The organism is Pedobacter deserti, from assembly GCF_024436415.1.
Taxonomy (GTDB): Bacteria; Bacteroidota; Bacteroidia; order Sphingobacteriales; family Sphingobacteriaceae; genus Pedobacter; species Pedobacter faecalis.
In genome coordinates this window covers 16,873-31,526 of the sequence record NZ_JAFMZQ010000002.1, presented here as the reverse complement: position 1 = coordinate 31,526, position 14,654 = coordinate 16,873, and the positions used below count along the sequence as shown (strand labels likewise).

General features: G+C 45.5%; 12 protein-coding genes. 8 read left to right on the top strand and 4 right to left on the bottom strand.

Features of this window, described 5'->3' with window-relative positions; all coding sequences use genetic code 11:
• Window positions 1-4: 4 nt before the first annotated feature.
• The gene (gene leuS, locus J3P40_RS15220; RefSeq protein ID WP_256007106.1) at window positions 5-2,821 is read right to left on the bottom strand and encodes a leucine--tRNA ligase; all 2,817 of its coding nucleotides are present in this window, start codon (window positions 2,819-2,821) and stop codon (window positions 5-7) included.
• Window positions 2,822-2,912: 91 nt separating this feature from the next.
• Window positions 2,913-3,290 (bottom strand): hypothetical protein, encoded by a 378-nt coding sequence (locus J3P40_RS15215; protein WP_256007105.1) that lies wholly within the window; start codon window positions 3,288-3,290, stop codon window positions 2,913-2,915.
• Between the two features lie 91 nt (window positions 3,291-3,381).
• On the opposite strand from J3P40_RS15215, the gene J3P40_RS15210 reads away from it, so the two are divergent.
• The 7 genes from J3P40_RS15210 to J3P40_RS15180 all read left to right on the top strand — a co-directional run bounded on the left by J3P40_RS15210 (window position 3,382) and on the right by J3P40_RS15180 (window position 10,297).
• Window positions 3,382-4,260 carry a cell division protein FtsX gene (locus J3P40_RS15210; RefSeq protein WP_256007104.1) on the top strand — a complete coding sequence of 293 codons (879 nt, stop codon included), beginning with the start codon at window positions 3,382-3,384 and terminating at the stop codon, window positions 4,258-4,260.
• A complete protein-coding gene (locus J3P40_RS15205; RefSeq protein WP_256007103.1) occupies window positions 4,260-4,484 on the top strand; it encodes a DUF3098 domain-containing protein in 225 nt (74 codons plus the stop codon). Before J3P40_RS15210 ends, J3P40_RS15205 begins: the two co-directional genes overlap by 1 nt.
• A gap of 7 nt (window positions 4,485-4,491) precedes the next feature.
• Window positions 4,492-5,286: an undecaprenyl-diphosphate phosphatase gene (locus J3P40_RS15200; RefSeq protein ID WP_256007102.1), complete on the top strand. Its 795-nt coding sequence runs from the start codon at window positions 4,492-4,494 to the stop codon at window positions 5,284-5,286.
• Window positions 5,286-6,008, top strand: coding sequence for a tRNA pseudouridine(55) synthase TruB (truB, locus tag J3P40_RS15195; protein ID WP_256007101.1), 723 nt, complete (start codon window positions 5,286-5,288; stop codon window positions 6,006-6,008). The genes J3P40_RS15200 and truB overlap by 1 nt, the downstream gene beginning before the upstream one ends.
• A gap of 13 nt (window positions 6,009-6,021) precedes the next feature.
• The gene (locus tag J3P40_RS15190) at window positions 6,022-6,957 is read left to right on the top strand and encodes a bifunctional riboflavin kinase/FAD synthetase (protein WP_256007100.1); all 936 of its coding nucleotides are present in this window, start codon (window positions 6,022-6,024) and stop codon (window positions 6,955-6,957) included.
• 76 nt (window positions 6,958-7,033) lie between these two features.
• Window positions 7,034-9,256 carry a cation:proton antiporter domain-containing protein gene (locus J3P40_RS15185; protein ID WP_256007099.1) on the top strand — a complete coding sequence of 741 codons (2,223 nt, stop codon included), beginning with the start codon at window positions 7,034-7,036 and terminating at the stop codon, window positions 9,254-9,256.
• Window positions 9,257-9,259: 3 nt separating this feature from the next.
• A complete protein-coding gene (locus tag J3P40_RS15180) occupies window positions 9,260-10,297 on the top strand; it encodes a DUF2157 domain-containing protein (protein ID WP_256007098.1) in 1,038 nt (345 codons plus the stop codon).
• 4 nt (window positions 10,298-10,301) lie between these two features.
• Here the strand turns inward: J3P40_RS15180 and J3P40_RS15175 are convergent, their stop codons facing one another.
• Both J3P40_RS15175 and uvrA read right to left on the bottom strand, forming a co-directional pair.
• Complete coding sequence (locus tag J3P40_RS15175) at window positions 10,302-10,883, bottom strand: LysE family transporter (RefSeq protein ID WP_256007097.1); 582 nt, start codon at window positions 10,881-10,883, stop codon at window positions 10,302-10,304.
• Between the two features lie 71 nt (window positions 10,884-10,954).
• A complete protein-coding gene (gene uvrA / locus J3P40_RS15170; protein WP_256007096.1) occupies window positions 10,955-13,759 on the bottom strand; it encodes an excinuclease ABC subunit UvrA in 2,805 nt (934 codons plus the stop codon).
• 258 nt (window positions 13,760-14,017) lie between these two features.
• Here uvrA and J3P40_RS15165 point away from each other — a divergent pair, with 258 nt between their 5' ends.
• A complete protein-coding gene (locus J3P40_RS15165; protein ID WP_256007095.1) occupies window positions 14,018-14,593 on the top strand; it encodes an RNA polymerase sigma factor in 576 nt (191 codons plus the stop codon).
• Window positions 14,594-14,654: the final 61 nt, after the last annotated feature.

Here is a 14,654-nt window from a genome sequence, read left to right as displayed (position 1 = left end):
CGCGTTAGACTACTATATTAATGATCCTGCCTTTAACGAAGACGATCTTTTTGGGCGCCTTGCCTTCGAGGTAACTCTGAATCTGGCTTTGACCAAGCACCGCCGCCTCCACTTCGCTCTGTTCCAGTGTAAGACTTAAATTCAGGTTCATTCTTGTCTTTCCATTAATGGAGATAGGATAACTGAACTCATCTTCCACAAGATGCTCGGGCTTAAACTCAGGATAAGGTGCGTAGGAAAGGCTGCCTGCCTCATAACCAAGCAAGGTCCAGAGTTCTTCGCAGATATGCGGCGCATAGGGCGACAAAACCACAACGAGATCTTTAAGGATGGCGCTCTTGTTACATTTCAGCTCTGTCAGTTCGTTGACGGCGATCATAAAGCTGGACACCGAAGTATTGAACGAAAAACGCTCAATATCGTCCTGCACCTTTTTGATGATCTTATGCAGCGATTTAAGCTCTGCTTTGGTGGGTTCGTCTGAACTTACCTGGAATTCCCACGCTTCGTTATGGAACAGTCGCCAGAACTTCCTGAGGAATTTGAACACCCCTTCGATACCGTTGGTATTCCAGGGTTTGCTTTGCTCTAGCGGCCCGAGGAACATCTCGTACATTCTTAAAGTGTCGGCCCCATAATTCTCTATCAGCAAATCAGGGTTTACGACATTGAACTTGGATTTAGACATCTTCTCGACTTCAACGCCGCAAACGTACTTTCCGTTTTCCATGACGAACTCAGCCTCTTCGAACTCTGGACGAAACGCTTTAAACGCAGCAATGTTCAGAATGTCATTTTCAACAATATTCACGTCGACATGGAGCGCTGAGGTCTTATATTGATTTTTAAGTCCGTACGAAACAAGTTTATTGGTTCCCCTGCCCTGCTCGTCGACTACCCGGTAAACGAAATTACTCCGGCCCTGTATCATACCCTGATTGATCAGTTTTTTAAACGGCTCCTCTTCTTGAGTATATCCAAGATCCTTTATAAACTTGTTCCAGAAGCGACTGTACAAGAGATGCCCAGTGGCATGTTCAGCACCGCCTATATAGAGGTCGACATCCTTCCAGTAATCCATAGCCTCTTTGGAAGCGAAATCACTCGTGTTGTTGGGATTCATATACCTGTACCAGTACCAGCTAGAGCCGGCCCACCCTGGCATTGTACTTAGCTCGTATTCATACTTGCCTTCATATTTCCAGTCCTCTGCCCTTCCCAACGGCGGTTCGCCGGTTTCTGTAGGTAAGTACCTGTCAATTTCCGGCAACATCAGAGGTAGCTCCTCTTCCTTGATCAAATAAGGTAATCCGTCTTTAAAATATATCGGTATAGGTTCTCCCCAGTAGCGCTGACGTCCGAATATAGCGTCGCGCATCCGGTAATTTATTTTGGCCTTACCAGAACCTTTGCTTTCCAACCATTCGTTCAGCGCGGAAACAGCCTCGCTATAAGTCATACCGTTTATAAATCCGGAATTGATGTATTTACCTTCTTTGGTAGGATCTGCCTGAACATCCAAATCTTTTTGTGCATCAAGGATCTGCACCACAGGCAAATTAAAGTGACGCGCGAAAAGCCAGTCGCGCTGGTCGCCACTAGGCACGCCCATTACTGCGCCTGTGCCATATCCTGCAAGCACGTAATCGGCTATCCACAACTGGATACGCTCCCCGCTCACTGGATTGATGACATAGCTGCCGGTAAACACACCTGAAACCGTTTTGGTATCGGCCATGCGGTCGAGCTCCGACTTCTTCCTGGTCTGCTCTATGTATTGCTCCACCGCTGCGCGTTGTTCAAGAGTGGTAAGCTTGGCAACCAGTTCATGCTCGGGCGCTAAAACTAAATAAGATACCCCAAAGATAGTATCTACCCGGGTAGTGAAAACTTCAATATAGTCGGTCTTGAGTTCGGAGAATTCTGAAACCAGACCGGCTCCTTCTATCTTGAACCGGACGGAAGCGCCTGAACTTTTACCGATCCAGTTTCTTTGCATTTCTTTCACAGGCTCTGGCCAGTCGACTGTGTCAAGTCCGCTCAGCAAACGCTCGGCGTAAGCGGAGATCCGCATACTCCACTGCATCATTTTTTTCTGTTCAACCGGATGCCCGCCACGTTCAGAAAACCCGTCTTTTACTTCGTCGTTGGCTAAAACGGTGCCCAGGGCAGCACACCAGTTTACGGTACTTTCTTTAAGGTAGGTAAGTCGGTATTTCAACAGTTCGGCCTGCTTTTGCTCTGCGGTCATTGCGGCCCAGTCGGACGGCAACAATTGTTGAACATCTTCATCGCATACGGCTCTTACACCCTCGGTACCGCTGGAATTAAATTTCTCAATCAAGGTAGAAATATCTTCCGCCCGGTCAGTCTCCAAATTGTACCATGAGTTGAACAGTTGCATAAAGATCCACTGCGTCCATTTATAGTATTGCGGATCGCTGGTGCGGACCTCCCGGCTCCAGTCGAAAGAAAAACCGATCTTATCAAGCTGCCTGCGGTAGGTATTGATATTTGTTTCAGTAGTTATGGCAGGGTGCTGACCGGTTTGTATGGCATACTGCTCGGCCGGTAAGCCAAATGAATCGTAGCCCATCGGATGCAAAACATTATAACCTTTAAGGCGTTTATATCTTGCAAAAATATCGGAAGCAATATAGCCCAGTGGGTGACCCACATGTAAGCCCGCCCCGGAAGGGTAGGGAAACATATCTAACACGTAGTATTTAGGCTTTTCCGTATTTTCCGCGACCTTGAAGGTCTGCTTATCGGCCCAATGCTCCTGCCACCTTTGTTCTATTTCTTTAAATTGATAATCCATCGATAAACTTTGTATAGCTGTTTGCGCTTACCGGCGCTCCTGCGATTGCAGGATGCGAAAATAAAGAAATAAACACAACTCTGCGAAGCCCCTATCTTTTCAGGAAAACTTTTTTTGTGACGCTGCCGTCGGAAGCCGAGAATTCCAATCTGCCTGTCTCCAGTACGATGACCGTGCAGGTGTACAGCTTGCCGCCGATCTGCATAGTAAAGTCATTACCCACCTGAACAGCGTAGGTGCCCGATTGAAGATTGCCGCCTTCACGAATTTCAACGATATCGTCTTCTCCCTCCTTAAAGTCATAATAATCACCGGTTGATATATTTAAAGGCACACCTTCGATCCGCGAGACATCCCAGCGACCCGTCATTCTGGGCTTTATTGAAGTAGTATCTTCTTTACCGCAGGAGGTCAAAACAAGATTAACGATGAGCAAAAGCGCAATAGTAAGGATTGATTGTTTTTTCATAACAGGTTTTGTTTTTTTCCAAAAAGCTTCGCAAATACGGTGCCTTTTGTGAACATTTACTTATTTTCGCAGAAAACTCAGACTAAAGCGTATGGAAGAATTTGAAGTAAGCGACGCTTCTAAGAAGACAAAAACGATCTACATTTCTACGATATTCAGTATTGCTCTTGTTCTGTTGATGCTTGGAATGCTCGGACTGATTTTGGTTCATGCCAAGAATCTGTCTAATTATGTTAAGGAAAACATCGTTTTAAATATTATTGTTGATGAGGGCGCTAAAGAGACGGATATTTTACAGTTCCAGAAGGACCTGAACGCCAACCCGGCTATCAAATCTACGCAGTACGTGAATAAGGAGATGGCAGCGAGAAACCTGACCAATGATCTGGGTGAAGACTTTGTGAATTTCCTTGGGTATAACCCACTACTCTCTACGGTAGACGTTTATTTGAAAGCGGACTATGCCAATAATAAGAGTATAGAGTCTCTGAAAGCAAGTATCGGTCAGAATCCGGTCGTTAAGGAAGTGATCTATCAGAGCTCACTCATCGACATGGTCAATAAAAATATCAACACAATCGGACTGATTATTTTAGGCTTTGCTGCCATACTGCTGGTGATTTCTGTGGCACTGATTAACAACACCATACGCCTTGCAATCTATTCCCAGCGTTTTCTGATCAAAAGTATGCAACTGGTGGGTGCTACCCGCAGCTTCATTCGCAGGCCGTTTGTATTGATTGCAGCCCTGCATGGGCTGATAGCAGCCTTTATTGCGATCCTTATCCTGCTTGGCATTTTATATTACACCCAGCGGGAGATTCCTGAAATTGTTATCCTCAGAAACTACACCGAATTCGGCATCGTACTTATTGGCCTTGTTGGTATTGGAATTTTCATCACCGCTATTAGTACATCAATGGCGGTTAATAAATATTTACGTTTAAAAATATACGATCTTTACAGATAATGGCAGAAAAAAAATCCGCTTCCCCGAACCCGGAAGCAAAATCGGAACTGGTTTTTACGAAGAAGAACTATCAAGTGCTTTTACTGAGCATAGCCATCGTAGTTGTTGGTTTTATCCTTATGATGGGTACTACAGACATTTATGATTTCAGGAAAACCCTACTGGCTCCGATGGTAGTGCTTGCTGGTTTTGGACTGGGCGTCTATGCTATCCTAAAGAAATAGCCGGTAAATGGATTATGTACAAGCTTTAATTCTCGCCGTTATAGAGGGCCTGACGGAGTTTTTACCGGTGTCTTCAACCGGCCATATGGTGATCGCCAGTTCTTTTATGGGTATTGGTCATGATGATTTCGTAAAATTATTTGAGGTAGCCATCCAACTTGGGGCCATATTGGCAGTCGTAGTCTTATACTGGAAAAAATTTATGGATTTCAGCAAATGGCAGTTTTATCTTAAACTTGTTATTGCCGTTATTCCTGCTTTGTTTTTTGGCTTTATCCTGAACGACTTTATCGACAACACCCTGGGCAATCCTCTGTTTATAGCCGTTGTGCTTTTATTGGGTGGTATTGTATTGTTGTTTATCGATAAACTGTTTAAGAGTCCGGCAATAGATAAAGAAACCGATATCAGTAATCTGACTGCTTTTAAGATTGGATGTTTTCAGGTGCTGGCGGTGGTTTTTCCAGGATTGAGCAGAAGTGCCGCTACAATTATCGGAGGCATGCAACAAAAGCTTACCAGACAGGCCGCTGCGGAGTTTTCGTTTTTCCTGGCGGTTCCAACCATGTGCGCTGCCACCGGATATAAGCTGCTGAAGGGCTATGAATTGCTCAATGCAGAAAACGTAAAACTTCTTCTTTTTGGTAACGTGGTGGCTTTTATCGTGGCTATCATCGCCATCAAATCATTTATCGGCTTTTTATCCAAACATGGGTTCCGTATTTTTGGGTGGTACAGAATCATTATAGGCGTTGTGCTTATCGCCTTATATTACTCCGGTGTGGAAATGAATGTTTTGTAATGACTGAAGAGCTTAAGGAGCAATCTATAAAGGAATTTCCAGATTTTAATTTTGCTGAGGGCGAACTTCTGCTGATCAACAAGCCTTACAAATGGACAAGCTTTGACGTTGTAAGCAAAATCAGAAACTCCCTTAAACCGCTTAAACTGAAGGTAGGCCATGCCGGGACACTTGATCCTTTGGCTACCGGGTTGCTTATTGTTTGCACCGGCAAGCTGACCAAGCAAATCGATTCGTTTCAGGCTGAAGAAAAGGAATATACCGGCACGATGGTCCTTGGAGCTACTACCCCCTCTTACGACATGGAAACCGAGCCTGATCAGCATTTTGATCTAGAGGGCCTTAGCCACGAGGCTATACATCATGCCACAAGTGCATTCATGGGCGATATACAGCAGTATCCTCCTGCGCATTCTGCAATCAAAGTAAACGGGGAACGTTTATATCTCAAAGCAAGACGGGGTGAGGAAACGGAGCTAAGATTGAGAAACGTGAGCATTTCCCTTTTTGAGATTACTTCAATCAGACTCCCCGAAGTCGATTTTAGGGTGATATGCAGCAAGGGAACCTATATCCGTTCGCTGGTTGCTGATTTTGGAAAAAAGCTCAACAACGGGGCTTACCTGTCCAGGCTCACAAGGACAAGAAGCGGTAATTTTCTGCTGGAGAATGCTTTTGAGGTGAGCGACTTGGTGACGCACCTGCGCAGTAAAAAAGTTTAGTAAATTTACAGTCTTGAAGATATACCATCAGCTTTCGGAGTTCAACAAACTGAGCAATGCGGTTGTGACCATCGGCACTTTCGATGGTGTCCACTACGGGCATCAAAAGATTGTAAAGCAGTTGTGCGACAAAGCCAAGACACTGCGTGCGGAAAGTGTGATCCTAACCTTTTTCCCCCATCCGAGGTTAATCATTGATCCGGAAAATCAGGACCTTAAGATGATCAATACCATCCAGGAGAAGGCCAATATCCTGGAAACCCTCGGAGTGGACCATCTGATCATCATTCCTTTTACCCGCGACTTTTCGAATTTATCGCCCGAAGACTACATTAGAAACATTTTGGTTGACACCATTGGAGTTAAGCATTTAATTGTTGGCTACGATCATCGTTTTGGAAAAGACCGGCTGGGTGGCATGAAGGAACTTGAGTTTTATGCAGATCTGTTCGGGTATAGTATTGAACAGATTCCAGAGCAGGATATTAATGATGTCGCCGTAAGTTCCACCAAAATCAGAAAAGCTTTGCTGGATGGGGATGTAGCTTTGGCGGCGAAGTACTTAGGCTATCATTTTTCCCTGCGTGGCCGGGTGATCAAGGGTGATAAGATCGGACGTACGATCGGTTTTCCGACGGCCAATATTTTTATCGAGGAAACTTATAAGCTGATTCCGTCTGACGGCATATATGCCGTTACCGTTTATTTAAACGAAAGCCTGTTTAAGGGCATGGCATATATAGGGCAGCGGCCCACAATAAACGGCATGACCAGAAATATCGAAGTGAACATCTTTGATTTTGAGAAGGAAATATATGGCCAGGAAATCACCATGAACTTCATGGAGTTCCTGCGGCAGGATGAAAAGTTCACAGGACTGGAAGCCTTGAAATTGCAATTGGAGAAGGATAAAACGGCTACTCTGGCCTATTTCCGAAAGGCGTTTTAACCTAAAAAACTCGCGCCTTTCTGCTAAAAACACCTCTTTTTTTCGTATATTAGGGCAAATTGATTTTTCGTACGATATGATACATCTGCCCGTTCTTATTACCGACCTGGGGCTCATACTTGCCGCTGCTGCTATAACAACATTACTATTCAAAAAAATCAAACAGCCTATTGTACTGGGCTATATTCTTGCTGGTTTGCTCGTTGGGCCACACGTTGACTTTCTGCCTACGGTTACCGACAATGCCAGTATTCATATCTGGGCAGAAATAGGTGTTATTTTCCTTCTTTTTAGTCTGGGCCTGGAATTCAGTTTTAAGAAGCTTGTAAAGGTTGGCGGCTCGGCTTCCATTACAGCCATTGTAGAAGTGGTATTTATGCTGGCCATAGGGTTTACGGCTGGAAAATTAATGGGCTGGTCTACAATGGACAGCATCTTTCTGGGCGGAATCCTTTCGGTATCTTCTACAACAATCATTATCCGCGCGTTTGAGGAACTCGGGGTAAAGCATAAGAAGTTTGCGGGACTGGTTTTCGGGGTGTTGATTGTGGAAGATTTAGTAGCAATCCTGCTTCTTGTATTGCTGTCTACCCTGGCAGTCAGCCAGCAGTTTGCCGGTGCAGAAATGCTGACCTCCATTTTGAAACTTTGTTTCTTCCTGATCCTCTGGTTTATAGGGGGCATTTTCCTTATCCCCACTTTCTTAAAGGCGACAAGAAAGCTTATGAACGACGAGACTATGCTGGTTGTATCGATAGCGCTCTGCCTCATTATGGTCCTGCTGGCTGTCAAAGTCGGTTTCTCCCCGGCGTTGGGCGCTTTTATCATGGGTTCAATACTTGCTGAGACTACCCAGGCCGAGCGGATAGAACATCTGACCAAATCTGTAAAGGATCTTTTCGCGGCTATCTTCTTTGTGTCTGTGGGTATGCTCATTGAGCCCCGCATTCTTGTGGAATATATCGTACCTATATTGATCATTACCTTATCGACTGTATTAGGAAAGTTTTTGAGTTCAGGCCTGGGTGCGCTGGTATCAGGGCAGCCACTTAAGACGTCGGTGCAGACAGGCATGAGTCTGGCACAGATCGGTGAATTCTCTTTTATTATTGCCACGCTGGGACTTACACTGAAGGTAACCAGCGAATTTTTATATCCGATCGCTGTGGCGGTTTCCGCCATCACAACGTTTACCACGCCTTACCTGATTAAGGCTTCGGAGCCCCTTTACGTTTTTCTGGAACGCAAACTGCCAAACCGGTGGACGGAAGGTATTAAGCGGTACAGTTCGAGTACTGCCGGAATTACAACGATGAGCGACTGGAAAATCCTGCTCAGGTCGTACACCTTCAACACCATCATACACAGTGTAATTTTAATCGCCCTGGTTTTCTTAGGCTCACGATTCCTTCAGCCCTTTATTACCACCTCTATCATCAACGGAAACTACGGGATCATCATCAGCCTGGTGCTTACTCTTGCTGCAATGACACCTTTTTTATGGGCACTTGCCATCAGACGCATTGAGCGAAAGGCATATTCTCATCTTTGGCTCAATAAAAAGTATACAAGAGGCCCGCTTGTCGCGCTCGAAATTCTGCGTGTGGCCATTGCCATCTTTTTCGTTGGCTTCCTCATTTATCAATTTTACAGCACCTGGATCTCGGTGGTCTTTGCGGTAGCCCTTATTGTATGCGGAATGTTTATCTTCTCCCGGAAACTGCAAAGCTTTTATAACCGACTGGAGAGCCGTTTCCTCCGAAACCTGAATGCAAGGGAAGCGCAAAACGCACAGCCTGAGATATTGCCCTGGGACGCTCACCTTGCCGATCTTACGGTGGCACCTGAGTCGTCTCTAATCGGAAAAACACTCGCCGAGTTATCGGTGCGCGAGAATTACGGTGTCAACATTGCGCTGATTGAACGGGGAAAAATCATGATCCCTACACCAGGTCGGGACGAGCGACTATATCCGAACGACAAGGTGATGGTGATTGGTACTGACGAGCAACTGGCTGCGGTGAAGGTACTTTTTGAAGGGATGATTGACGAGAACTTGGAATCCTCATTCCCGAAAGAAGATATGGCCCTGCAAAAAGTTGTGATAAACAGCAGCTCTCCTGTCTATGGCCAAAGCATCCGGACATCAGGCATCCGCGAATCAACTCAGGGACTCGTGGTTGGCATTGAGCGCTCCGGAACGCGTATTCTGAATCCGGATTCTGATTTTGTGTTTGATAACGGTGATATCGTTTGGATTGTAGGCAACAATAAAAAAGTGCCTGCTTTATTGGCATAGCATATGAAGATCGACCAGGAGAAAAGCGATTTCCTTGACGACATGATCCGTCATTGGCAGGAACAGAACCTCCTGACGGAAGAAGATGCAGCGAGGCTAAAAACGAGTTACGAGGCCAAAACATTTGACTGGCGCAGACTTGCGCAGTATTCCTTTTGGATCGCGATGGCTTGTGGTGTCATTGCCTTAGGCTCCCTGCTCGTGGACAATAAAGTACTGGCCTACCTGGAACGGCTGCTCGATGCGTCCGACCTGCTGATCAGTATATTGTCTGCCGCAGCTGCAACACTTCTGTACTATTTCGGGTTTAAACGGAAGCGGACCCAACCGCTCCGTGTGTTTAGCAACGAAGCTTTGATTTTTACAGCGGTTATGCTTACAGCGAACGCAGTGGCATATTTAGGCAAGTCATTGGGAAAGGACAGCGATCATTTTAGCACCCTAATTCTGGTCTCCGCACTCGTTTACGGTGTGCTGGCCGTAACATTTAAATCAAGGCTAATATGGATATTTACGCTGATTTCCATCGGCGCCTGGTTCGGTACGGAGACGGGGTATCTCTCCAGGGATAACATGTATTTCTTAGGAATGAACTACCCTTTACGCTTTACAGTGTTTGGCTTGTTCGTAACTGCCTGTTCATTTTTATTGAAAAGGAATGCCCGCCTGGCTATGTTTTTTCAGGTGAACTATGTCAGCGGAATGGTGTATCTGTTCGTGTCGATGTGGCTGCTATCCGTATTTGGTAATTTTGGTTCGCTAGAACAATGGTATAGCGTTTCTCAACTGAGTCTGTTTTATTGGGGACTCATATCTGCCGCCGCCTGCGTGATCAGTATCTTTATCGGACTTAAATACAGAGATGAAATTGCCCGCGAATTTGGCATCACCTTTTTATTTATAAACCTGTACACAAGGTACTTCGAGTATTTCTGGGACAGCTGGCACAAAGCATTGTTCTTTGCCGTACTGGCTGGTTCGTTCTGGCTTATTGGCCGGCGGGCAGAGAAGATCTGGAATCTGGAATTCTTAAAAAAATAGTTACTTATCTGATCAGGTAGATATATACCAGTTTGAAGATATGGTACGCCGAAAGTACGAAGAAAAGTATGGCGATACTTTTACTGATCAGATAACTGCTTAGCTCAAACTTTTCCTGGACGTATTGTGCAAAACGGGCAAAGCCATACAAGGCCAGGGCAGCGCCCAGACCGGATCCAATACTGAATATCGTTAATGAAAGGTAACCGATATCTATCCATTCATGTGATATCAGATAAGTGCCCACGAAAAGCCAAAACGGCACCTGCATAGGGTTAATTACACCCAATAGCATTCCATACTTTATGCTGTCTTTCTTGGAGTAGTCTGCTTTAGGCATCTGTTTGCGCGAGCGCCACGTAAGCACCCCCAATATGGAAAACAACAGGATCATTGCAACGTCAATCGTGTATCCAAGGTCGATCTCACTCGACAGCCACTGCACGAAACGCATGATAGCGAATGTGAACAGCACTTCTACGGCAGAGAATGCGGAGATGAAATATATCGCCTGTCTGATTCCTCTGGTGATGGTGATCTGAACCACGGTCAGATTGATGTTGCCAGGCGGAATATAGCCGATCATGTTTAAAACGATCCCTAGAAAAAACGTTAAAAAAAGCATTGCCGAAGATAGCTGAATTTATCTTAAACCTGCTATGCCTGCAAACGTGCTTTCAGATACTGCCCTGTATAGGAATGCGCTACATTGACCAGGTCTTCCGGCACACCTTCGAATACAACCTTACCACCCTGATCTCCACCCTCCGGACCAATATCAATCACCCAGTCGGCGCATTTGATCATATCCATATTGTGTTCTATAACCAGCACACTATTACCCTGCTCTATCAGCGTGTTAAGTGCAATAAGCAGTTTCTTGATGTCATGGAAATGCAGTCCTGTAGTGGGTTCATCGAAAATAAAGAGTGTCTTGTGGGTGTTGTTGCCCTTGATCAGAAACGAAGCGAGCTTGATGCGCTGGGCCTCACCGCCCGACAGCGTATTTGACGACTGCCCAAGATGAACATAACCCAGTCCCACATCCACGAGCGGCTGCAGCTTCGCTAATATCTTCGGCTGCCCCTCAAAAAACGTTACGGCTTCCTCGATAGTAAGATCCAGGATATCGGCCACATTCTTGTCCTGATAGGTTATGTCGAGCACCTGCTGCTTAAACCGCCGGCCGCCGCAGGCTTCGCAGGGCAGAAAGATGTCGGCCATAAACTGCATCTCAATCTTCACTTCCCCTTCACCCTGACAAACCTCGCAGCGGCCTCCTTCTACATTGAAAGAAAACGCAGCGGGCTTTAGTCCGGCAGCTTTAGCCGAAGGAAGTGCCGAAAATAAGGCGCGGATATCGTCCCAGGCCTTCACGTAAGTCACCGGGTTCGATCTTGAGGACCGCCCGATTGGGTTTTGGTCGACCATCTCAACCTGCGCAATCAGATCAAAATTGCCCGACACGCCATTGTGCGCACCGGTCTGCTCGCCGGCATAGTTGCCTATCGCTTTTTGCAATGCCGGATAAAGGATTTTTTTAACCAGACTAGTTTTTCCCGATCCGGATACGCCTGTAACTGCGGTGAACACGCCCAGCGGGAATTTCACATCGATGTTTTTAAGGTTATTCTCCCTCGCTCCCTGAATCAGGATGTGGTCGTTCCACTTCCTGCGGTATTTCGGGACTGGAATGGTTTCCTTGCCCGACAGATATTTACCGGTCAAACTTCTCTGATCTGAAATGATCTGATCATAGGTGCCACTGAAAACCAGCTCCCCCCCGTGGGTACCTGCCTCCGGACCGATGTCTATGATGTAATCTGCAGCAAGCATCATCTCTTCCTCATGCTCTACGACGAGCACAGTGTTGCCAACATCTCTCAACGAAAGCAGCACACCGATCAGCTTGTTCGTATCTCGCGGATGGAGTCCTATACTCGGCTCGTCGAGGACGTAAATAGAACCGACCAAACTACTCCCGAGTGAGGTTGCAAGGTTGATCCGCTGCGACTCACCTCCAGACAGTGTATTGGAAAGACGATTTAGTGTAAGATAGCTCAATCCGACATCGTTCAAATACCGCACCCGGTTTTTTATCTCGGTGAGCAGTCGCCGTGCAATTTTTTCGTCTGTCTCGTTAAGGGACAACTCATCGAAAAATATCAGGAGGTCTGACAATGACATTAACACCAGGTCAATGATGGACCTGTCTTTAATTTTTACATAGGAAGCATCCTTTCTGAGTCGTGATCCTTTACAATCCGGACATGTGGTTTTCCCGCGGTATCGTGACAACATCACCCGGTATTGTATTTTATAGGTTTGCTCTTCGAGGTCCTTAAAAAAGGCATCAAGCCCCGCAAAATATTTATTACCTGTCCACAGCAAGGCCTGCTCGCTCTCCGTCAGTTCGCTATAAGACCTGTGAATGGGAAATTTAAACTTATCGGCGTTGGCTATCAGGCGATTCAACCACTCGCGCATCTTCTCTCCTCTCCACGGTGCTATGGCGTTATCGTATATGCTTTTGCTTTTATCCGGTATTACGAGATCGGCATCTATACCAATCACATTGCCATATCCTTCACAGCGCTTACAAGCCCCGTACGGATTGTTAAAGCTGAAAAAATTCGGAGTAGGCTCTTCAAAGCGGATACCGTCCAGCTCAAACCGGTCGCAAAAGTGATGAAACTGGCTATCGTGTTCCAGGTAGCAATCACCCTTACCCTCAAAAAAGGCTGTTTGAACAGAGTCAGCTATACGGCTTACTGTTTCATCATCCCGGTTCACCACGATGCGGTCCACCAATATCCTCACGTCCGTTTCATCGCTGAACCGGAAGTCCTCAAATGATGGGTCTTCCAGGATTTGTTCAATCTTTTTGATTTCATTCTGATATAAAATCCTCAGGAAGCCCTTCTGCAGCAAAACGGCAAGTTCTTCCTTTATAGACCGATCATTGTGCGGGTGAAGCGGGCAGTATACGGTCACCACCGCCGACTCATTTAATGTCAGTATGTAATCCACAACTGTGCTAACGGAGTCTTTTTTTACCAGTTGTCCGGATACGGGGGAATAGGTTTTGCCAATTCTGGAGAACAGGAGTTTAAGGTAATCGTAAATTTCCGTTGAAGTACCTACTGTAGATCTGGGATTAGAGGTGATCACCTTTTGTTCTATTGCAATAGCCGGCGCAATACCCTTGATGTAGTCAACCTCCGGCTTGTTCATCCTGCCCATAAATTGGCGCGCGTAGGAAGACAAACTTTCCACATATCTTCTCTGGCCTTCGGCATATAATGTATCAAAAGCGAGCGAGGATTTGCCAGAGCCCGACATCCCGGTGATAACGACAAGCTTATTTTTAGGAATGGAGACGTCAATGTTTTTTAAGTTATGAACCCTGGCACCTTTTATGATGATGTTTTTATGTGGATCGCTCAAATTTTCGTGATTCATTAGCATGATGATAGAATATACAAATATACCGCGAAAAAACTTAACATGCTTTTGTGCCGGTGGCAAAAAGGCATAACGCCGGGTATTTAAGATTTTTTAACATTTCTAAAGTTGCATTGTTATAAAAAAAATGCTTCTTTTGAATAAAGAACCAAAATAAAGTTTACCACTTAAAGACATAGGAGAACACGTATCGAAACAAACTCTACTAAATAATTTTTTAGCAAACAGGAGAAGGGATTTAGTAAGGATACACCTATGAAATTACAACAGCAAACGGATCAGGATTTAATAAAATTATATCTGGGGGGCAACGAATCTGTTCTGGAGGAATTGCTTAGACGGCACAAATCAAAAATATATACATCCATATATCTTCTGGTGAAGGATCAATACCTCGCCGAGGACATTTTTCAGGACGCCTTTATCAAGGTAATCAACACGCTGCGTTCCGGCAGATACAATGAAGAGGGGAAATTTCTTCCATGGGTAATGCGAATTGCACATAACCTCGTTATCGATTATTTCAGAAAAGAGAAACGAGCCCCTGCCATTACGAGCGCCGATGGCACTGACGTACTAAATATGCTTCAGTTTCATGAGGAAAGTGCTGAGGACCGGATGCTTCGCGAACAGACGCACGTCGACCTTAGGGCGATGATACAGCTTCTTCCTGACGACCAGAAAGAGGTGCTCATTATGAGGCACTATGCCGACTTGAGCTTTAAAGAAATCGCTGAACTGACCGACGTAAGTATTAACACTGCGCTGGGCCGCATGAGATATGCCTTGAATAACCTGCGGAAAATGATGAAAGTGAAGGAAGTATCATAACTTATACAATAAATTGTTTTTATTTATATTTCGTTTAAAATAAAACCAGATTGGTGGCGTT